The 20,384-nt window shown below is 63.5% G+C and carries 22 protein-coding genes and 1 pseudogene; 11 read left to right on the top strand and 12 right to left on the bottom strand.

Annotated elements, in window-relative coordinates:
• Positions 1–394: 394 nt before the first annotated feature.
• The 10 genes and pseudogenes from AC27VQ_RS03865 to rsmI form a co-directional block, all read right to left on the bottom strand.
• A pseudogene (locus AC27VQ_RS03865) lies at positions 395–628 on the bottom strand (magnesium chelatase domain-containing protein); the annotation flags it as partial.
• A gap of 248 nt (positions 629–876) precedes the next feature.
• Entirely contained in the window at positions 877–1,821 is a 945-nt protein-coding gene (gene gshB / locus AC27VQ_RS03860; protein WP_313531976.1) for a glutathione synthase, read from the bottom strand.
• Positions 1,822–1,943: 122 nt separating this feature from the next.
• Entirely contained in the window at positions 1,944–2,444 is a 501-nt protein-coding gene (locus tag AC27VQ_RS03855) for a cupin domain-containing protein (protein ID WP_488715295.1), read from the bottom strand.
• A 93-nt stretch (positions 2,445–2,537) separates the two neighbouring features.
• Positions 2,538–3,530, bottom strand: coding sequence for an endonuclease/exonuclease/phosphatase family protein (locus AC27VQ_RS03850; RefSeq protein ID WP_488715561.1), 993 nt, complete (start codon positions 3,528–3,530; stop codon positions 2,538–2,540).
• Entirely contained in the window at positions 3,530–4,639 is a 1,110-nt protein-coding gene (locus AC27VQ_RS03845) for an ABC transporter ATP-binding protein (protein ID WP_488715294.1), read from the bottom strand. Before AC27VQ_RS03845 ends, AC27VQ_RS03850 begins: the two co-directional genes overlap by 1 nt.
• Before the next feature lie 12 nt (positions 4,640–4,651).
• Positions 4,652–5,494, bottom strand: a complete 843-nt coding sequence (gene ugpE, locus AC27VQ_RS03840; protein WP_488715293.1) for a sn-glycerol-3-phosphate ABC transporter permease UgpE — start codon at positions 5,492–5,494, stop codon at positions 4,652–4,654.
• Positions 5,495–5,507: 13 nt separating this feature from the next.
• The gene (locus AC27VQ_RS03835; RefSeq protein WP_488715292.1) at positions 5,508–6,389 is read right to left on the bottom strand and encodes an ABC transporter permease subunit; all 882 of its coding nucleotides are present in this window, start codon (positions 6,387–6,389) and stop codon (positions 5,508–5,510) included.
• A gap of 69 nt (positions 6,390–6,458) precedes the next feature.
• Positions 6,459–7,757 carry an extracellular solute-binding protein gene (locus tag AC27VQ_RS03830; RefSeq protein WP_488715291.1) on the bottom strand — a complete coding sequence of 433 codons (1,299 nt, stop codon included), beginning with the start codon at positions 7,755–7,757 and terminating at the stop codon, positions 6,459–6,461.
• A 101-nt stretch (positions 7,758–7,858) separates the two neighbouring features.
• The gene (locus AC27VQ_RS03825) at positions 7,859–8,227 is read right to left on the bottom strand and encodes a YraN family protein (protein ID WP_488715290.1); all 369 of its coding nucleotides are present in this window, start codon (positions 8,225–8,227) and stop codon (positions 7,859–7,861) included.
• Positions 8,217–9,149 (bottom strand): 16S rRNA (cytidine(1402)-2'-O)-methyltransferase, encoded by a 933-nt coding sequence (gene rsmI, locus AC27VQ_RS03820; RefSeq protein WP_488715289.1) that lies wholly within the window; start codon positions 9,147–9,149, stop codon positions 8,217–8,219. The genes AC27VQ_RS03825 and rsmI overlap by 11 nt, the downstream gene beginning before the upstream one ends.
• Before the next feature lie 227 nt (positions 9,150–9,376).
• Here rsmI and dnaN point away from each other — a divergent pair, with 227 nt between their 5' ends.
• The 6 genes from dnaN to AC27VQ_RS03790 all read left to right on the top strand — a co-directional run bounded on the left by dnaN (position 9,377) and on the right by AC27VQ_RS03790 (position 14,011).
• Complete coding sequence (dnaN, locus tag AC27VQ_RS03815) at positions 9,377–10,495, top strand: DNA polymerase III subunit beta (protein WP_313530238.1); 1,119 nt, start codon at positions 9,377–9,379, stop codon at positions 10,493–10,495.
• 216 nt (positions 10,496–10,711) lie between these two features.
• Positions 10,712–11,314 (top strand): phospholipid N-methyltransferase PmtA, encoded by a 603-nt coding sequence (gene pmtA / locus AC27VQ_RS03810; RefSeq protein WP_313530235.1) that lies wholly within the window; start codon positions 10,712–10,714, stop codon positions 11,312–11,314.
• Between the two features lie 9 nt (positions 11,315–11,323).
• The gene (locus AC27VQ_RS03805; RefSeq protein WP_488715288.1) at positions 11,324–11,905 is read left to right on the top strand and encodes a histidine phosphatase family protein; all 582 of its coding nucleotides are present in this window, start codon (positions 11,324–11,326) and stop codon (positions 11,903–11,905) included.
• Positions 11,906–11,907: 2 nt separating this feature from the next.
• On the top strand, positions 11,908–12,606 hold the full coding sequence (pyrF, locus tag AC27VQ_RS03800; RefSeq protein WP_421592168.1) for an orotidine-5'-phosphate decarboxylase: 699 nt from the start codon (positions 11,908–11,910) through the stop codon (positions 12,604–12,606).
• Between the two features lie 17 nt (positions 12,607–12,623).
• Complete coding sequence (locus tag AC27VQ_RS03795; protein WP_226920884.1) at positions 12,624–12,911, top strand: DUF1330 domain-containing protein; 288 nt, start codon at positions 12,624–12,626, stop codon at positions 12,909–12,911.
• A gap of 119 nt (positions 12,912–13,030) precedes the next feature.
• Positions 13,031–14,011, top strand: a complete 981-nt coding sequence (locus AC27VQ_RS03790) for a complex I NDUFA9 subunit family protein (protein ID WP_488715287.1) — start codon at positions 13,031–13,033, stop codon at positions 14,009–14,011.
• 241 nt (positions 14,012–14,252) lie between these two features.
• Here the strand turns inward: AC27VQ_RS03790 and AC27VQ_RS03785 are convergent, their stop codons facing one another.
• Complete coding sequence (locus AC27VQ_RS03785; RefSeq protein WP_488715575.1) at positions 14,253–14,408, bottom strand: hypothetical protein; 156 nt, start codon at positions 14,406–14,408, stop codon at positions 14,253–14,255.
• A gap of 43 nt (positions 14,409–14,451) precedes the next feature.
• Positions 14,452–15,258, bottom strand: coding sequence for an undecaprenyl-diphosphate phosphatase (locus AC27VQ_RS03780; protein WP_488715286.1), 807 nt, complete (start codon positions 15,256–15,258; stop codon positions 14,452–14,454).
• Between the two features lie 187 nt (positions 15,259–15,445).
• Here AC27VQ_RS03780 and AC27VQ_RS03775 point away from each other — a divergent pair, with 187 nt between their 5' ends.
• The 5 genes from AC27VQ_RS03775 to AC27VQ_RS03755 all read left to right on the top strand — a co-directional run bounded on the left by AC27VQ_RS03775 (position 15,446) and on the right by AC27VQ_RS03755 (position 20,259).
• The gene (locus AC27VQ_RS03775) at positions 15,446–16,138 is read left to right on the top strand and encodes a glutathione S-transferase family protein (RefSeq protein ID WP_257949497.1); all 693 of its coding nucleotides are present in this window, start codon (positions 15,446–15,448) and stop codon (positions 16,136–16,138) included.
• A 10-nt stretch (positions 16,139–16,148) separates the two neighbouring features.
• Positions 16,149–17,291 carry a tRNA epoxyqueuosine(34) reductase QueG gene (gene queG, locus AC27VQ_RS03770; RefSeq protein ID WP_488715285.1) on the top strand — a complete coding sequence of 381 codons (1,143 nt, stop codon included), beginning with the start codon at positions 16,149–16,151 and terminating at the stop codon, positions 17,289–17,291.
• The gene (locus AC27VQ_RS03765; RefSeq protein WP_488715284.1) at positions 17,288–18,166 is read left to right on the top strand and encodes an SDR family oxidoreductase; all 879 of its coding nucleotides are present in this window, start codon (positions 17,288–17,290) and stop codon (positions 18,164–18,166) included. Before queG ends, AC27VQ_RS03765 begins: the two co-directional genes overlap by 4 nt.
• Before the next feature lie 363 nt (positions 18,167–18,529).
• Positions 18,530–18,892 (top strand): septal ring lytic transglycosylase RlpA family protein, encoded by a 363-nt coding sequence (locus AC27VQ_RS03760; protein ID WP_421592163.1) that lies wholly within the window; start codon positions 18,530–18,532, stop codon positions 18,890–18,892.
• 77 nt (positions 18,893–18,969) lie between these two features.
• The gene (locus AC27VQ_RS03755) at positions 18,970–20,259 is read left to right on the top strand and encodes an RsmB/NOP family class I SAM-dependent RNA methyltransferase (RefSeq protein WP_488715283.1); all 1,290 of its coding nucleotides are present in this window, start codon (positions 18,970–18,972) and stop codon (positions 20,257–20,259) included.
• Positions 20,260–20,384 lie beyond the last annotated feature (125 nt).

Genomic DNA, 20,384 nt, shown 5'->3' with positions numbered 1-20,384 from the left:
AGTGCCAACTCGCCGTCGGTTAGTTGCCGGCCGCGCAGCGACCTGATGATGGTGGAAGCATACAGTACGCCATCGCGCTAGGCAGGCAAGCCGAGGGCCCGCGACTGCAGACGACGACAGATTTGCAAAAACAGCCCTGACGGCGATCCTGCAGGCACCGTTACGGATTGTATCGCAGATGGCATCGATCAGCAGGTTCGAACGCTACGAAGCTCACCGACACAAGAGGCTGATTGCGGTATCGGGATGCGGGTCTATGGACATCCGCGGTTCGACCAGCCTCGGGCATCTCCCGCGCTCGGTTACCAATATCCATATTCGTAAAAACAGTGACGATAACGTGTTGTAAAGTTTTGTCGATTTACCACGAATATGATCGCCAATGTGGCTTCCGGGATCCTTCCTTGGGCAGGTCTGCCGGTGCGAGATTGACTGTCACGCGCTTGGGCGGCAGCGAAAGGCCGGAGGCGTGAAGAGCGGCCTGCACCCGCTCGCGGCTTTCCGCTACGGCCTTGTCGGCCAGACCGACGATCTGCATGCCCATCTTGCCGGGCGCCACCATGACCTGCACATCGACAGGCACGCCCTCGATGCCTTGAAACGCAATCGTACCAACGCGTGCCACCATGATCGCCCCGCCTGTCCTGCGGCGACGCGCTCAAAGCACGATGATGCCGCAACACTTTTATGCCGAAAACAGTCCGCTCACCCGCCCTTGGGTTGCAGCTGCAAATCTGGCATGAAACATGGAATGAAACAAGAACAATTATAGAACTCGCCGCACGATTTTCCGCGCGCCGGTTGCATCGGGTTGTATTTGCGGAACGAAGCCGGGACGTTCGCGAACGGAACGCCCCGGCAAGGCCGGAAACGGCGTCAGCGCTTGCGTTCGATCGCGTCCCACAGCAGGGCTGCGATGTCGGCGCCGCCGAATTTCTTCACCTCGCGCAGGCCGGTCGGCGAGGTCACGTTGATCTCGGTCATGTAGTCGCCGATGACGTCGATGCCGACGAGCAGGAAGCCGCGTTCGCGGAGTGCCGGGCCGATGCGAGCGCAAATCTCCTTTTCGCGCGCCGTCAGCTCCGTCGGCTCCGGGCGGCCACCGGCATGCATGTTGGAGCGGGCATCGTGTTCGGCCGGCACGCGGTTGATCGCGCCGACCGGATCGCCGTCGACCAGCAGGATGCGCTTGTCGCCCTTGCGGACGTCAGGCAGGTATTGCTGGGCGATAAAGGGCTCGCGGAACATCTGGCCGAACATTTCCAGAAGCGAGGAAAGGTTGCGGTCGTCCTTGGTGGAATGGAAGACGCCGGCACCGCCATTGCCGTAGAGCGGCTTCAGGATCATGTCGCCCATCTCGTCGCGGAAGCGGCGGATTTCAGCGGGATCGCGGGTGATCAACGTCTTCGGCATCAGATCGGCGAATTCGGTGACGAAGATCTTTTCCGGCGAATTGCGCACCCAGGCCGGATCGTTGACGACGAGGGTCTTGGGATGAATGCGCTCCAGAAGATGCGTGGAGGTGATGTAGGACATGTCGAAGGGCGGATCCTGGCGCAGCAGCACCACGTCCATCGTCGAGAGATCGACGCGCTCGGGCGCACCCAGCGTGTAGTGATCGCCCTTGACGTCGCGCAGCTCCATCGGCTCGACGGAGGCATAGACCGTGCCGTCGCGCAGGCTCAGGCGATCCGGCGTATAATGAAAGAGCTTGTAGCCGCGGCTTTGTGCCTCGAGGCTCATGGCGAAGGTGGAATCGCCCGCGATGTTGATGGTCGACACGTGGTCCATCTGGACCGCGACGTTCTTGATCTTAGCCATGAAAGTCCCCTCAGGAATGCCCGACACATGTAGGATGCGCCACGCGCAATGGCAACGGGCTCAACGACAACGGGCGCCGCGCTTTCACGCGACGCCCGTCGATGAATTCCGTATCTGCGGGATCAGGCCGCGAGGCCGCCGGAGGATTGAGTGCCGCGCAGGCGGTCGCGCAGCTTCAGCGCCAGATTGACGGGCGCGGGGAATTCCTTGCGGCAGAAGGCGATCTTGCGCACATAGGTATCGATGTGCCACGTCGCCCAGCTCTTGCCGGGGAAATAGGCGATGTCGCCGGCCTTCAGCGTGCGCTGGCTGCCGTCTTCGGCGGTGATGTGGACCTCGCCTTCGAGGATCATTACCGTTTCGTCCCAGCCGAAATACCAGCGGAAGGTGCCGGCCGTGCAATCCCAGATCGCCGTGGTGGCTTGGTCGTCATAGGCGCGCGAATGCAGCGAGAGCCGCGCCTGCGGATTGCCGGCGAGTACCCACGACGGCTCGATCGGCTTCGGTACCATTTCGAGATTATCGAGCGCGGCGGCGATCAGCGGACGCGGCGCCTTCTCTTCGAAGGTGCGCGAGCGCATGGCGGCACCGACCATGGTGAGAAGCATCAGTTTCAGGACCATTTCATCCCCCTTACATCTTAGGAGGAAGCCTTACGCGAAACCGGTAACGGCGCCGTTCAAACAATCCGTCGCATTTTAAGCATCGGTCATCTTTCAGGAGAAGCCGTCGATCCGGCAGGTGATCAGGTCGTGGTCGGAGAGCGGGCGGCCGGCAGGCGAGAGCGACGAAACGATCGCCGTCGCGGAGACGGCAAGACCGCGCGACAGGAACCAGTCGAGCTTCATGGCACGCTCCGGCCAGCGGGTAATGAGGCTCGGACGCGTCGTCATGACATCCAGCGGGCCGCCGTGGCGGGTGAAACCACGCTCGGCGGCGCGGGCGAAAAGACCCTCGGCTTCGAAATCACCGCCGGCATGGTTGCCGGTGTTGAGATCACCGCCGATGAGGACGGGCAGGCCGGGGAAGGCGGCGTCGAGCGCATCAATCAGGCCGACCACCTGCCGTTCGCGATAGGCGGCGGTGGTGGCGCTTTCCAGATGGGTGGAGACCAGCACAAGCGAGCCGGCTTCGGTGTTGATGACGGCGCCGATCGCCATGCGCTCGCCGAGCCTGGGCTGGTCGACCGCGCCCATGAACCACAGGCGTTCGCCTTCAAGGCGCAGCAGGAAGGGCCGGTGCAGCGGCACGGTGGAGAGGAGGCCGTTGCCATGCAAGCCGCGGCTGTTGAAATCGTCCTTGCAGAATTCCAGTTCGGTCTCGGAGCCGAGGCCGAGCTCGATGAATTCGACGCCGTAAAGATAGGCCATGCCGAGTGCATCGGCGAGTTCGGCCGTGGTGTTTGTCTGGCGGGTGCGGGCCATGCCGTCGTCCATTTCCGACAGCAGCACGATCTCGGCGCCTGTCATTCCCAAATGCTCGGCGCTCGGTTTGGGGAAGAGGCAGCGTTCGAGGTTCCAGGCGGCTACGGTGAAGGGGAACGGCAGCGGCTCGGCGCGTTCGGCGCGGCCGCCCGCTTCCACCGCATTCATGCAGGCGAGTTCGGCCATGCGGTCATCATGAGCGGCGATGGATTTTTCCAGCGTGGCGATCGCGGCGCGATCCTCCTGGCTCGGTGCGGCAAGCCGGTCGACGGTGGTGCGGATCATCATGCGACGGCCTCCGGGAGAGCGGCCACGGCACCCGGCCCCACAGCCTCGCCCGACCAGTCGATGCGCTGGCCGCTGGCAGTATCAAAGAAATGCAGCCGCGATGGGGCAATCGAGAGCGACGCCGTTTCGGGCAACGGGATTTCGGACGAGAGGGCTGCGACCATGACCTGATCGCCGACCATGCCATGCACGAGGCGCTGGGAACCGAGTTCCTCGACATAATCGATGCGGAACGGCAGGCCGCCCTCGGTGCCTTCGTGCAGGCGCAGGTCCTCGGCGCGCAGGCCGACGGTGACGGCGCCCTGCGTCGGCACCGTTGTGCCGAGATCGATGAGGGCGGGGCCGAGCGCCAGCCTGCTGCCATGCAGCTCGCCGCTCACGAGGTTCATGGCCGGCGAGCCGATGAAGCTCGCGACGAAGGTCGTCGCCGGGCGGTGATAGACTTCGAGCGGACGACCGATCTGCTCGATCCTGCCGGCCGAGAGCACGACGAGCCGATCGGCAAGCGTCATGGCTTCGAGCTGGTCATGGGTGACGTAGATCGAGGTCGTGCCGACGCGGCGCTGCAGGCGCTTGATCTCACCGCGCATGGAGACGCGCAGTTTTGCGTCGAGGTTCGACAGCGGCTCGTCGAACAGGAAGGCCGAGGGTTTTCTGACGATGGCGCGGCCCATGGTGACGCGCTGGCGCTGGCCGCCCGAGAGCGCACGCGGCTTGCGCTCCAGATAGGGCTGGAGTTCGAGCATGCGGGCGGCTTCCGTCACGCGCGCGTCGATCTCGGCCTTCGGCGTGCGGCGGTTCTTCAGGCCGTAGGCGAGGTTTTCGTAGACGGTCATATGCGGGTAGAGCGCATAGTTCTGGAAAACCATGGCGATGTCGCGGTCGGCCGGATCGACATCGTTGACGGTGCGGCCGCCGATCGTCACCTCCCCCCGGCTGATCGTCTCCAGCCCGGCGACCATGCGCAGCAGCGTCGACTTTCCGCAGCCGGAGGGGCCGACGAGCACGATGAACTCGCCATCGGCGATGTCGATATCGACGGCGCTGACCGCGGTCACGCCGCCATTGTAGATCTTGGATACGTCACGAATGCCGATCGATGCCATCGGACTGTCTCCTTACTTGTCGCTTTCGGTGAGGCCCTTGATGAACCACCGCTGGAAGATCAGCACGATCATGACCGGCGGCAGCATGGCGAGGATCGCTAGCGCAAAGGCTTCGTTGTAATCGGGAATGTTGGAGCCGACCCAGACGAGCAGGATCTGCTTGATGCCACGCACCAGCGTGAAGAAGCGCTCGTCGGTCGTCATCAGCGTCGGCCAGAGATACTGGTTCCAGCCATAGACGAACATGATGATGAAGATCGCCGCGATCATGGTGCGCGAGAGCGGCACCAGGATGTCGATGAAGAATTTCACCGGCCCCGCCCCGTCGATGCGGGCGGCTTCCAGCAGTTCCTCCGGCACGGATTTGAAGAACTGGCGGAAGAAGAAGGCGCCCGTGGCGGACGCCAGAAGCGGCACGATGAGGCCGGTATAGGTGTTGGTGAGCGCAAGCTTGTTCATCACCTCGTAGGAGGGAACGATGCGCACTTCGAGCGGCAGGAGCAGCGTCGTGAAGATCATCCAGAAGAACAGCGTGCCGAGCCGGAAGCGGAAATAGACGATGGCATAGGCGGCGAGCATCGACAGCACGATCTTGCCGGCGGCGAAGCCGATGCCGAGGATCAGCGAATTCCAGATCATGCGCGCACCGGTGATCTCGCCGGTAAAGCCGCCCTTGCGGGTCAGAACCTTGTCGTAGGTCTCGGTGAAATGGCCGCCCCAGGTCAGCGACAGGCCGTTGCGATGGATGTCGGCGGCCTCGTGGGTCGAGGTCATGAAGGCGACCACGACGGGCGCCACCATGATGAAGACGCCGAGCATAAGCACGAGATGATCGAAAAGGCGGATGCGGGTCATGGGTCTCGCCCTCTCAATTGTAGTGCACGCGCCGCTCGATGAAGCGGAACTGGAAGATGGTGAGCACGAAGACGACGATCATCAGGATGACGGACTGGGCCGAGGAGCCGCCGAGATCGTTGCCGCGGAAGCCGTCCATATAGACCTTGTAAACCAGCGTGATCGGGTTGTTGGCGGCCTTGTCCTTCACCATCACGTCGATGACGCCGAACGTGTCGAACAGCGCGTAGGTCATGTTGATGATGAGCAGGAAGAAGGCGGTGGGCGCAAGCAGCGGCAGCGTCATCGTCCAGAAGCGGCGGACATCCGAGCGGCAATCGATGGCGGCGGCTTCGCGCACCGAGACGGGAATGCTCTGGAGGCCCGAGAGGATGAAGATGAAATTGTACGGGATCTGCTTCCAGACCGAGACGGCGATCATCGCGAAGGCGGTGTCGTAATAGTTCAGGCCGACCTTCATGTCCCAGCCGAACAGCGCGGCGAACTTCACCAGCGGGCCGATATGCTGGTCGAAGAACATCATGCCCATCAGGCCGGCGACCGGCGGGGCGATGGCATAGACCCAGATCAGCAGCGTCTTGTAGGTGGGACTGCCCTTCAGCACCGCATCGGCCTTGACGGCGAGCAGCATGCCGATGCCGAGCGACAGGAAGGTGACGAGCGCGGTGAAGACCACCGTAAAGCGGGCAATCGACTGGTACTGCACAGAACCCAGCGCATCGGAATAATTGGAAAGGCCGACGAAGGTCGCGCCGAAGCCGAAGGGGTCTTCCAGATAGAAGGACGACTGGATCGCCTGCACGGACGGCCAGTAGAAGAAGACGAAGATGATCGCCATCTGCGGCGCGATAAAGAGATAGGGCAGAAAAGGCGAGGAGAATTGCACGCGCTTCATGAGGCCACCTTCATAGCGGCGTGCCGGGAGCGCTGAGCCCCCGGCACGGATTTCAAGGTAGGCGACGGATCAGCCGGCGGTCTTGGCGAAGCGGGCGAGCAGGTCGTTCGCTTCGGTCTCGATGGTCTTCAGGGCATCCTCGACGGAGGTTTCGCCGGCGAAGATGCGGCCGTATTCGCGCTCCATGATTTCACGGATCTGCGGATAGAAGCCGAGGCGGTAGCCCTTCGACCAGTCGCCCGACGGCAGCATCAGCTGCTGGATACCGACTTCGGCTGCCGGCTTTTCCTTGTAGTAGCCTTCGGACTTGGCAAGCTCATAGGCCGCCTTGGTGATGGCCACGTAGCCGGTGGCTTCGTGATAGAACTTCTGCACTTCCGGCGAGGTCAGGAACTGGAAGAAATCGGCCGTGCACTTGTTTTCGGCGTCCGGCTTGCCGGACATTGCGAAGAGGGCAGCGCCGCCGATGAAGGTGTTGGTGCCGGCACCCTTCACGCTCTGCCAATAGGGCAGGAAGGTTGCGGAAAACGGCTTCTGTGCGGTCTTCTGGAGGCCGCCGAACGAGCCCGAGGAACCGATCCAGAAGGCGGCCTTGCCGTCTTCGAAGAGCTTCTGGTTGTCGTTCCAGCCGGCGCCGTAATAGCCGAAATAGCCTTCGTCAGCCCAGGCCTTGAGCTTGGTGAACATCATGACGAGGTTCGGGTCCGTCATGTTGATCTTCGTATCGACCACCGAGTCGTAACCGTTGTTGTTCGTCGCGAACGGGATGTTGTGGCGCGAGAAGAAGTTTTCGGTGAACTGCCAGGTCAGCTGCGACTGGACGAGCGGCAGGTAGCCGGCTTCCTTGAGCTTCGGGGCGATCTTCTCGAAGTCTTCCCAGGTCTTCGGTGCCTCGACGCCGGCCTTTTCGAGGGCTTCGGTGTTGACATACATGATCGGCGCCGAGGAGTTGAACGGCATGCCGACGAACTTACCGTCAGGGGCGGCGTAGAAGTAGCGCACGCCTTCGATGAAGGCTTCTCGGTCGAATTTGTAGCCGGCCTGGGTGATCAGGTCTTCGGCCGGAATGACGGCGCCCGGCGCGTTGATGATCGTCGCCGCACCGGCGTCGAAGACCTGCAGGATGTTCGGCTGTTCGCCGGCGCGGAAGGCGGCGATGCCGGAAGCGAGCGCCTCTTCATAGGTGCCCTTGGAAACCGGCGTGATCGCGCAGGCCGACTGGGCCTCGTTGAACTTCTTAGCGACTTCGTTGATGACTTCGCCATTGCGGCCGGCCATGCCGTGCCACCAGGTGATGTTGGTGGCGGCCATCGATGCCGTGGCGGACATGGCGAGTGCGAAACCTGCGAGGGAAAGCGGCTTGAACATGGGAGCTCCTCTTCACCGGACTTGGTGTGATGCGTGCCTAAGCAGCGACCGTGACAGGCGCGTTACGCTTTCATGTCAGTTTCGTTACATTTTCCTTTTGCTCAAAACGCATCCACAAAGTGTTTTGGAAGTCGCCACGGCAAGACCGCAACGATATCATATCGCAAGGAGAGGCGATGGGCGTCCGGCTGGCGGGAGAGCCAGATGTCGCTCGCCGCACGGATACGATGCTGGGCGGTTCCGGTGACGGCGAAGACGGCGCTGTCGACATCGCGCCGCGCCTTGACCTCGACGCAGACGACGAGATCGCCGCGCCGCGCGATGATGTCGATCTCGCCGAGTTTCGTGCGGTAGCGGATCGCGCGGATACGGTAACCTTTGGCGAGAAGATAGAGCGCGGCGAAATATTCGGAGACGTGGCCCCGGCGGAAGGCTTTCAGCCGGTTGGGGTCCGTCGCCTTATTCCGCATCGCCACCCTTGAGATCGATAAGACGCTGGTAGAGGTCGCGGCGCGGCAGGCCCGTCTGGCGCGCAGCCTCCGTCGCCGCCTTGCCCGCGGACATGTCCTTCACCAGCGCTGAGAGCAGGCGGTCGACATCCTCGGCTTCGGGCGCGGCCGCCTCGCCGGGCGGGCCGATGACGAAGACGATCTCGCCCTTCACGGTGTGGCCGTCGCCATAGTGGGCGGCGAGTTCGCCGAGCGTGCCGCGGCGGAATTCCTCGAAGGTTTTCGTCAGCTCACGGCTGACGCAGGCCGCCCGCCCCTCGCCCAGCACGTCGGCGGCGGCGGCAACGGTCGCGGCAATGCGATGCGGCGATTCGAAGAACAGCAGCGTTGCGGGCACATTTGCCAGTTCGGCGAGGCGGTCGCGCTTTGCCTTGTCCTTGGTCGGCAGGAAGCCGGCGAAGAAGAAGGCATCGTTCGGCAGACCCGAACCGACGAGCGCGGCCAGCGGCGCGGAGGCGCCGGGGATCGGCACGACACGGTGGCCGGCAGCGATGGCAAGCAGCGCGAGGCGATAGCCGGGATCGGAGACGAGCGGGGTGCCGGCATCGGACACCAGCGCCACGGATTTTCCGGCCTCGAGCGCCGCAATCAGGCGCGGCCCCGCTTCGTCGGCATTGTGCTCGTGATAGGCATAGGGCCGGTTGACGATGCCGTAGCGATCGAGCAGAACGCGGGTGACGCGGGTGTCCTCGCAGGCCAGCACATCGGCACCGGCCAGCGTTTCCAATGCACGAAGCGTGATGTCGGCGAGATTGCCGATGGGGGTGGCGACGAGATAGAGCGCCGGCTCCAGCGGCCGGGCGGGGATGACGGCATTGTGCAGGCGGAATGTCTTGCCGCCCTCGCCCGTGCCGCCTGCCACCGTTTCGTCCCGCATTGCCATTCCCTTTCCGGCCGGGTGAACGGCCGCACTTCGTCACCCCTTATGGGCGAGCACCAATGCCCTCGCAAGAGACGACGGTTGACTATCGCGCGTCCGGCGCCGTTAGCACTTGCAATCGGGCGGGAAATTCTGCCATTTTGCCCGTCCCATCTTTCCGGCCTCGCCGGAGTTTCAAGGCAATGCCGCGCCGGTTTCCGGCGTGCCAGCGGTCGAAAGCGGTACAGTTCATGCGCATTACTCTCGAGCGGTCCAATCTTCTGAAGTCGTTGAACCACGTTCACCGCGTGGTCGAGCGGCGCAACACGATCCCGATCCTCTCGAACGTGCTGCTGCGCTCCGACGGCGCGAGCCTGGACATGAAGGCGACCGACCTCGATCTTGAAATCACCGAGGCGACGCCCGCCCAGGTCGAGCAAGCCGGCGCCACGACCGTTCCCGCCCATCTGCTTTACGACATCGTGCGCAAACTTTCCGACGGGTCGGAAGTGCTGCTCGCCACCAGCGCCGACGGGGCCTCCATGACGGTCGCCTCCGGCCGCTCGAAATTCTCGCTGCAATGCCTGCCGCAGTCGGATTTCCCCGATCTCACCGCCGGCAGCTTCTCGCACACGTTCCGCCTCAAGGCGACGGACCTCAAGATGCTGATCGATCGCACGCAGTTTGCGATCTCCACCGAAGAGACCCGCTACTATCTCAACGGCATCTTCATCCACACGATCGAAAGCGCCGGCCAGCTGAAGCTGCGCGCCGTCGCCACCGACGGCCACCGCCTCGCCCGCGCCGATGTCGAGGCCCCCTCGGGCTCCGAGGGCATGCCGGGCATCATCATTCCGCGCAAGACGGTCGGCGAATTGCAGAAGCTGGTCGACAATCCCGACCTGACGGTGACGGTCGAAGTCTCCGACGCAAAAATCCGCTTCACGATCGGCTCGATCGTGCTGACCTCCAAGCTGATCGACGGCACCTTCCCGGATTACCAGCGCGTGATCCCGACCAACAATGACAAGGAACTGAAGATCGACTGCCAGTCCTTCGCACAGGCCGTCGACCGCGTCTCCACCATTTCCTCCGAGCGCGGCCGCGCCGTGAAGCTGGCGCTTGGTGACGGCCAGCTGACGCTGACGGTCAACAATCCGGACTCGGGCAGTGCGACGGAAGAACTGGCTGTCGGCTACGACAACGACCCCTTGGAAATCGGCTTCAACGCGAAATACCTGCTCGACATCACGTCGCAGCTTTCGGGCTCCGAAGCGGTCTTCATGCTCGCCGATCCGGGCTCGCCGACGCTGGTTCGCGACCTTGCCGGCGACGACGCGCTCTACGTGCTCATGCCGATGCGCGTCTAGGATACCGCGCGGCATTGGGAAACCGTTCTGGAACCCGCCGGCCGCCGGCGGGTTCTTTTGTAAGCAGACGCTTTCGCATGTCGGGGAAACTTGAATGCGGCGGCGCAATTAGACTTGTTTTTGACGCAAACCGCGTCACATATTCGCCATGGCCGACGACGCGGATGGGAATGAATCCCGCTGCCGGCCAGGAAATACACCATGAAGGGGGATGGCATGACGTTGCGCGTGAAGGTCAAGGAACGGCTCGGCAGGAAGTTCGGCGACGAAATCCGCTTCTTCAAGGGCTGGATGAGCAATACGCGGGCCGTCGGCTCGATCATCCCCACCTCCTCGATCACCGCGCGCCGCATGGCGAGCGTCGTAAACCCCAAGTCCGGCCTTCCCGTTCTGGAACTCGGTCCCGGCACGGGCGTGATCACCAAGGCGATCCTGGAAACCGGCCTGGCCCCGGAAAAACTGACCTCCATCGAATTCTCGACGGATTTCTACAACCACCTCGTCGCCCGCTTCGACGGCGTCAATTTCATCAACGGCGATGCCTTCGATCTCGATAAAACGCTCGGCGAACTGCGCGACACGACCTTCGACAGCGTCGTCTCCGCCGTGCCGCTCCTGAATTTCCCGATGCATATGCGCGTGTCGATGATCGAGGATCTCCTGTCGCGCATTCCCGTCGGCCGGCCCGTGATGCAGATTTCCTATGGGCCGCTCTCGCCCGTCGTCGCCATGCCGGACCGCTACCAGATCAGCCATTACGATTTCGTCGTGCGCAACATCCCGCCGGCGCAGCTGTGGACCTATCGCCGCACCCATTGAGGTGCGGCCATGTACGCGCTCTACATTACCCATCCGCAGGTCCAGATCGACCCGGCCGTGCCGGTGCCCGACTGGGGGCTTTCCGAACGCGGCCGAGAACGGGCGTCGCTTGCCGCGTCTGCGGACTGGGCGAAGGAAATCGCCCGCTTCGTGGCAAGCGCAGAACGCAAGGCAATCGAAACTGCCGATATCCTCTCTGCCGGAAGGCTTTCGGTCGAAACCGATCACGCCATGGGCGAGAGCGATCGCTCCGCCACCGGCTTCCTGCCGCCCGATGCCTTCGAAGACGCCGCCAACTGGTTTTTCGCGCACTCGCAGGAAAGCTTCAAAGGCTGGGAGCGGGCGGTGGATGCGCAGGCGCGCATTGTTGGCGCGGTCGAGCGGCTGCTGGCCGGCCATGATCCCGAAACACCCATCGCCTTCGTCGGCCATGGCGGTGTCGGCACGCTGCTGAAATGTCATCTCATGGGTAAGCCGATTGCCCGCGACGGCGACCAGCCGGCCGGCGGCGGCAATCTTTTTGCGTTCCGTCTTGCAGACCGCGCCGTCACATGCGACTGGACGGCAATGGAATCTTGGAAAGGGTTTTGACCATGTCCGCGCGCGACCGCCTGATCGTTGGCCTCGATGTACCGACCATCGCGGAGGCGGAAAAGGTGGTCAGGACATTGGGTGACACAGCCCTCTTCTACAAGATCGGCTACCAGCTGGTCTTTGCCGGCGGCCTTGAATTCGCCCGCGACCTCGCCAAGGACGGCAAGAAGGTCTTCCTCGACATGAAGTTGCTCGACATCGACAACACGGTGGCGAAGGGCGTCGAGAACATCGTCAAGATGGGTATGTCCATGCTCACCCTGCACGCCTATCCGAAGGCCATGGCCGCCGCCGTCTCCGCTGCCAAGGGCTCCGACCTCTGCCTGCTCGGCGTGACCGTGCTCACCTCCATGGATGCCAAGGACGTCATCGACGCCGGCTATGAATACGATCCGCACACGCTCGTTCTGCGCCGCGCCGAACAGGCGCGCATCGCCGGCATGGGCGGCGTCGTCTGCTCCGCCGAGGAAGCCAAGGCCGTGCGGAAAATCGTCGGTGCCGACATGGCGATCGTGACCCCCGGCATCCGCCCGGCGGGCGCCGAGCTCGGCGACCAGAAGCGCGTGATGACGCCGGCCGATGCGCTGAAGGCCGGCTCCAGCCACCTCGTCGTCGCCCGCCCCATCGTCAAGGCCGACGACCCGCTCGCTGCGACGAAAGCGATCCTTGCCGAGATGGACGGCGCGCTGCAAGCATAACAGAGAGGAAGTGAGACATGCCCAAGGGCTACTGGATTGCACAGGTCGATGTGCGTGACCCCGAGCGCTACAAGGATTATGTCGCCGCCGCCAAGCCGGCCTTCGAGAAATACGGCGCGAACTTCGTCGCCCGCGGCGGCGCCTATGCGCAGCTGGAAGGCCGCGTGCGCGCCCGCAACGTGATCATCGAGTTCCCCTCCCTGCAGGCCGCCGTCGACTGTTACAACTCGCCGGAATACCAGATCGCCGCCGCCATCCGCCAGGAAGTGGCCGACGCGGAAATGGTGGTCGTCGAGGGTCTCTGACCTCCACGCGCAGAAGCCGCGCAAAACCGGCAAAAGAGACGCTTCGCCGCGCTTCACCTTGCCGGTTGTTTGGGCTATGTAGGCGCTACCTACCGACAATGTTCTTCAGGAGCAGCCATATGACCTTGTCCAACCTTCCGCCGCTCGTCACCGTCTTCGGCGGCTCGGGCTTCGTCGGACGTCATGTGGTGCGCGCCTTGGCGCGCCGCGGCTACCGCATCCGCGTCGCCGTGCGTCGTCCCGATCTCGCCGGCTTCCTGCAGCCGATCGGCGGCGTCGGCCAGATCTCCTTCGTCCAGGCGAACCTGCGCTACCGCCAGTCGGTCGACCGTGCCGTCGAAGGCTCCGACCATGTCATCAACTGCGTCGGCGTGCTGTTCGAGACCGGCCGCAACACCTTCGATGCCGTGCAGGATTTTGGCGCCCGCGCCGTGGCGGAAGCCGCCCGCAGTGTCGGCGCGAAGCTCACGCATATCTCGGCCATCGGCGCGGATGAAAACTCCGGCTCCAGCTATGCCCGTACCAAGGCGCGCGGCGAAGCGGCCGTGCTGCGCACCGTGCCGGATGCCGTGATCCTGCGCCCCTCCATCGTGTTCGGCCCGGAGGACGGCTTCTTCAACAAGTTCGCCACCATGGCGCGTTATGCACCGGCTTTGCCGCTGATCGGCGGCGGCCATACGAAATTCCAGCCGGTCTATGTCGCCGACGTTGCCGAAGCGGTCGCCCGCTCGGTGGATGGCGTTATTGAACCCGGCCGCACCTACGAACTCGGCGGCCCCGAGGTCCTGAGCTTCCGCCAGTGTCTCGAGCTGATGCTGCGCGTCGTCGACCGTAAGAACCCGCTCGTCCCGCTGCCCTTCGGCATCGCCTCGCTGATCGGCTCCGTCGCCTCGCTCATTCCCTTCGTCCAACCGCCGCTCACATCCGATCAGGTGACGCTGCTGCGCGCCGACAACATCGTTTCCGACGCTGCCCGCAAAGAAGGCCGCACGCTGGATGCCATGGGTATCGAGCCGGTTCTCGCAGAGGCGATCCTGCCGAGCTATCTCGTGCGCTACCGGGTGCAGGGCCAGTTCACGAAGGTCGATAAGACCGCCTGAGCCGCTTTTCCGGATATGAAAACGGCCGCCGCAGGGCTTTTCCCGCGGCGGCCGTTTCGTTTTTTCGAAAGGGCTTTGAGCCAGCTGTTGCACTTATGCAGCGGTTAAAAAAAGCGTTGCGGCATTTACGCACGATTCAACATGTCGCGTTATTGCTTGTCGTCGGGCCAGCGAATAACACCGCCCCCGTCGCGTCCTGCACGCAAGGCAGAGAGCGACGTTTTTCAGGACTTCGAGAGGCTTATCCGCCCATGGGCAAGGCAATTGCAATCTTCTTCGGATTTTCGGCTCTGATCATCGTGGCCGGATCCTTTGCCGCGCCCTCGACGGTGTCCGCCAGCAAGCACGGCTGCTCGCCGGCGTACGGCGTCGATCCGTGCACGACCGCTTCGGTCAAGTAAGCTTCGGCCAGCCTGAAGAGACCGGCCGAAGCCGGTCCTTCAACCCCAGATCAGAAGGGCGATCAGGCCCAGCGTGCCCACGACGATGCGCCAGATGGCGAACAGCGTGAAGCCGCGGCGCGACACGAAGTCGAGCAGCGAGCGCACGACGAAGAGGCCCGCCACGAAGGCGGCGATGAAACCGACGCCGATGACGACGAGGTCATCCGACGAGAGCGCATCGCGGTTCTTGTAGAGATCGAGCGCGAAGGCGCCGACCATGGTGGGCATCGCCAGGAAGAACGAGAATTCCGCAGCAGACCGCTTGTCGGTGCCCATCAGCAGGGCGCCGGCGATCGTTGCGCCCGAGCGCGAGGTGCCGGGGATCATGGCCAGGCACTGGCAGAGGCCGATCTTGAAGGCGAGCGACGGCGGATACTGCATGACATCCGTATAGCGGGGCTTCAGCGGCAGGCGGTCCACCACATAGAGAATGACGCCGCCGACGATCAGGACGATACAGATCAGCATCGGCGTTTCGAACAGCACCGTCTTGATGAAGTCATGCGCGAGCGCGCCGATGACGGCCGCCGGCAGGAACGCAAGCAGGATGGACAGCACGAAGCGGCGCGATTGCGGGCTCGACGGCAGCGAGAGCGCGATACCCAGGAGCTTGGAGAAATACACCGAGAGAATGGCGAGGATGGCCCCGAGCTGGATCAGGACGGCGAAGGCGTTGCCCGGTGACTTGAAGCCGAGGAAATGCTGCGCCAGCACGACATGGGCGGTGGAAGACACCGGGATGAATTCGGTCAGGCCCTCGATAAGACCGAGAATGAGGGCGCTGACGATAGACTGGTCTGCCATGAAGGTTCCTTGGGAATTGGGAAAGGAAGGCATGATACGAAGCAGGCGTACGGCAAAAAGCCCGATTCGCTTGTGTTTGTACCACCAAATTTCTATAGGTTCGTCAAATCAGCCGCGACCAAATCAGCTCCCAACGAAGCGACAGGCCCGGCAAAGCTCCTTCCGCAAGATCAGCAAAGCAGCCCGAATGCCCACACTCTATCATCACCCGATGTCCGCCGCCTCCCGCTTCGTCCGGCTCATCCTGTCGGAATACGGCTTCCAGACGGAGCTTGCCGAGGAGCAGCCCTGGGAAAACCGGCGCGATTTCCTGGCGCTGAACCCGGCCGGCACGCTGCCCGTCTATGTCGATGACAGCATGCGCGCGCTCTGCGGCGCCAGCATCATCTCGGAATATCTCGACGAGACGCACGGCGTTTTGAAGCGTGACCGCCGTCTTCTGGCGGAGGATCCCTTCCAGCGCGCCGAAATCCGCCGCCTGACGGAATGGTTCCTGCAGAAGATGGAGCAGGACGTGACGCGCCCCTTGGTGCGCGAGCGGATCTTCAAGCTGCAGATGACGTCCGACCAGGGCGGCGGCCCGCCGGACAGCAAGATCCTGCGCAATTCGCGCGCCAATATCCGCCAGCACATGAAGTATCTCTCCTGGCTTGCCGGTTCGCGCACCTATCTCGCTGGTGACCGCTTGAGCTATGCCGACCTTGCCGCCGCGGCCTGTCTTTCGGTGCTCGACTATATGGGCGAGATCAACTGGGCGGACGCGCCGCAGGCCAAGGACTGGTATCAGCGGCTGAAGTCGCGCCCGTCCTTCCGCCCGCTGCTGGCGGAGCGCGTGCGCGGCGTCACCCCGGTCTCGCACTATGCGGACCTCGACTTCTGAGGACGCGGCCATGTCGGGCGACGAAAAGATCCGGCGCCGCCTGACCGATTTCATCAAGGCGGAGGCGGCCGACAAGGGGTTCGATCTCTGTCGTATCACCGGTCCCGATTCTATCCCGCAGGCCCCTGCCCGCCTCGCCGATTTCCTCTCCAATGGCTATCACGGCACGATGGACTGGATGGCCGAGACGGAGGCCCGCCGCGCCGATCCGCGCGTGCTGTGGAGCGAGGTGCGCTCCATCGTCGTCTTCGCCATGAACTACGGTCCCGAGCACGACCCGCGCGCCGTGCTGGAAAAGCCGGACCGGGCAGCGATCTCCGTCTATGCGCAGAACCGCGACTATCACGACATCATCAAGGGCAGGCTGAAGGAGATCGCCACCCGCTTTGCCGCGCGCGGCGGGGCGGATGTCAAGGTCTTCGTCGATACCGCGCCCGTCATGGAAAAGCCGCTCGCCGCCGCCGCTGGGCTTGGGTGGCAGGGCAAGCACACCAACCTGGTCAGCCGCACGCACGGCTCCTGGCTCTTCCTCGGTAGCCTTTTCACCACCGCCGACCTCTATAAGGACGAGCCGGAGCGCGACCATTGCGGCTCCTGCCGCGCCTGCCTCGATGCCTGTCCGACCGGCGCCTTCCCCGCGCCCTACAAGATCGATGCGCGCCGCTGCATCTCCTATCTGACCATCGAGCACAAGGGCACGATCGACCCTGCCATCCGCGAAAAGATCGGCAACCGCATCTATGGCTGCGACGATTGCCTCGCCGCCTGCCCGTGGAACAAATTCGCCGCCAGCGCCTCGGAAATGAAGCTCGTCGCCCGCGACGACTTGAAGGCGCCCGCGCTCGGCGATCTCCTGACCTTCGACGATCCCGGCTTCCGCGCCCATTTCTCCGGCTCGCCGGTCAAGCGCATCGGCCGCGACCGCTTCGTGCGCAACGTCCTGATCGCCGCCGGCAATTCCGGAGACCGCGGCCTGATCGCGCAGTGCATCCGGCTTGCCGATGATGCATCCCCCGTGGTGCGCGGCATGGCCGCGTGGGCGCTTTCCCGGCTGATGGACGCTTCCGAATTCGCAAGATTTGCGGCAGGAAGGACTGACGACGCGGACGAGGATGTACGCGCGGAATATAAGAGAGCGAGGGCCACCCCATGACGAAACACCTCCTGATCCTCGGTGCCGGTTTTTCCGGCAAGGCCATCGGCGAGGTTTTCAAGGCGGGGGGCTTTACCGTTTCGGGCACCACGCGCTCCGTGGAGAAGGCCGAAAGCCTGCGCGCCCTCGGCATCGCACCCATCGTGTTTGACGGCAGCGCGATTTCCTCCGATCTCGCCGCCGACATGGCGCGCGCAACGCATGTCGTGCAGTCCATCGCGCCCGGCAAGGATGGCGATCCGCTGTTTCGTGCCGGAAGCCCGGCCCTTTCCACCCTGATGCCGAAGCTCGAATGGGCCGGTTATCTCTCCACCGTCGGCGTCTATGGCGATCACAAGGGCGCCTGGGTGGATGAGGAGACGGTGCTGAACCCGGTCTCCGCCCGCTCCGTCGAGCGTGTGGAAGCGGAGAACCATTGGCTGGCCTTTGGCGCGGCCTCGGGTATCCCCGTCGCCGTGCTGCGCCTTGCCGGCATCTACGGACCCGGCCGCAATGCGTTGCGCAACGTGGAAGAGGGCAGCGCCCGCCGTCTCATCAAGAAGGATCAGGTGTTCAACCGCATCCGCGTCGAGGATATCGGCGGCTCCTCGCTGTTCCTGTCGGAGAACCGTCTCGGCGGCCTCTGGAACATCACCGACGACGAGCCCGGCCCGCCACAGGACGTGGTGGCGGAGGCCGCCCGCCTGATGGGCCTGCCGACCCCGCCCGATATTCCCTTCGAAACGGCGGAACTTTCTCCCATGGCGCGGTCTTTCTACGGGGAGAACAAGCGCGTCTCGAACGCCAAGCTACATGCTGCCGGCTTCGAATTCCGCTTCCCGAACTACCGTCAATCGCTCGCCGAGCTCAAGGCTTCCGGGCGCTGGCGGGGCTAGTGGAGTGCGGCCGGAAGAGACGGTTTTTGCGATTTTGCACAACCATAAATTTATCTGCCCGATTTTTGCCGCCGAATTCCTGCGCAGCAACTGCTAATATTGAAAGTTTTTTCCGAAAATTTGCGGAAATGTTGCACGACTATTCCAAGTGACAAGTCGAATGAGTTTAGTGACTGATTCGCAAGACTCTTTCCGGCCTCGTTAACGAAGATTAAAAATCCATCGCGGGCGATGGACTGTATATCCGGCAGCACTTCGACAGCAAGTGTGGCCGGTTGAGGCACGTTTTTGCCATTTTTGCTTCCTCATAGGGCGATCAATCACAGGGGATTTCCGCAACTCGCCGTAAGGGTCACACGATACATGCTGTCAAAATTCTCCAGCCTCGCGCTCGCTTCTCTCGTCGTCGCTTCCTCTTCCTTCGTTTCCTTCTCCGATGCCCAGGCAGCCGGTTGTGGCCGCGCCTCCTGGTATGCGCTGCACTCCCGCACCGCTTCCGGTGAGCGCATGAACCCCAACCTCATGACGGCCGCCCATCGCAGCCTGCGCTTCGGCACCAAGCTGAAGGTCACCAATTCCAACAACGGCCGCAGTGTCGTGGTGCGCATCAACGATCGTGGCCCGTTCATCCGTGGCCGTGTGCTCGACCTTTCCAAGGCTGCAGCGTCCAACATCGGCATGATCGGCGCCGGCCACGCCAAGATCTGTTATGAGGTCATCGGCTGATCCAGCCTCTATTCTGACCGCGCCGGCTTGCTCTCGGCGCGTTCCGCCGCTACCACGACGCAAAACGGAGTAAACGGATGCGATTGGGTGGGCGGCTCTCGGGAGCCATCGAGGTTCTCTCGGATATCGAGACGCGGCGGCGCCCGGTCGCCGATGCGCTCAAGGATTGGGGCCTCGCCCATCGGTTCGCCGGCTCCGGCGACCGCGCCGCGATCGGCAACATCGTCTATGACGCGCTGCGCATGAAACTGTCGCACGCCTTCCTGATGGACGACGACAGCCCGACCGCCCTCGGTTACGCCGTGCTCTTGCGCCAATGGGGCCTTTCGCCCGAGGCGCTCGCCGCTGAATTCGACGGCGACCGGTTCGCGCCGGAGCCCCCATCGGAAGACAGGCTCGCCGCATTCCACGCCCGTAATCTCGACGATGCCGCCCCGCATGTGCAGGGCGACATCCCGGACTGGATCCAGCCGGCCTTCGAGGCAAATTTTTCGGACGACTGGCTGGCGGAAGCCAAGGCGCTGGCCGACCGGCCGACGCTGGACCTGCGTGCCAACACGCTGAAGGCCAGCCGCGACAAGGTGCTGAAGGCGCTGGAGCGCAACAGCGCCGTCGCCTCGACGATCGCCCGCCAGGGCGTCCGCATCCCCGCCGGCGAAGGTCCGTCGCGCCTGCCCAACGTCACCGCCGACCTCGCCTTCCAGAAGGGCTGGTTCGAGGTGCAGGATGAAGGCTCGCAGATCGTTGCCGACCTCGTCTTCCCGCAGGAGGGCGAGCAGGTGCTCGATTTCTGCGCGGGCGGCGGCGGCAAGACGCTCGCCATGGCGGCCGCGATGAACAACAAGGGCCAGGTGCACGCCTACGACACCGACCGCAAGCGCCTCGCCCCGATCATCGAGCGCCTGAAGCGCGCCGGCACCCGCAATGTGCAGGTCCATGAGGCGCTTTCGAGCCTTGCGCCGATGACGGGCCGCTTCGACCGCGTGCTGGTCGATGCGCCCTGCACCGGCACCGGCACCTGGCGACGCCGCCCGGACACCAAATGGCGCCTCACCGAAAAGAACCTGGAAGAGCGTATCAGCCAGCAGCAGGAAGCGCTTGCCAATGCCAGCACCTTCGTGCGCCCCGGCGGCTTCCTGCTCTATGTCACCTGTTCGATCCTGCCGCAGGAAAACGAAGAACAGGTCCACGGCTTCTGCAAGGCCAATCCCGACTTCGAAATCCTCTCGGCGTCGGACACCTGGCAGAACCTCTTCGGCAGCGGAAAACCGCAGCCCCGTTCACGCGACGGCAAGACCGTGACGTTGACCCCGGCCTCGACCGATACGGACGGTTTCTTCTTCTGCGCGATGGGCCGCAAGGCGTGAAGCCTTGCGATCCGTCAAAAGCGACGATGAACTTGAAATCGTTCTAAACTATACACTTTGACACCAGTTTTTATTTGGTCCATGACACCAAGGCCTGAATAAACCCGGCCCGGCTTCGCGCTGGT

Source organism: Shinella sp. 20P9.1.1 (assembly GCF_057798995.1).
The sequence above is the reverse complement of the archived record's forward strand: the minus strand, read 5'-3'. Positions and strand labels throughout refer to the sequence as shown.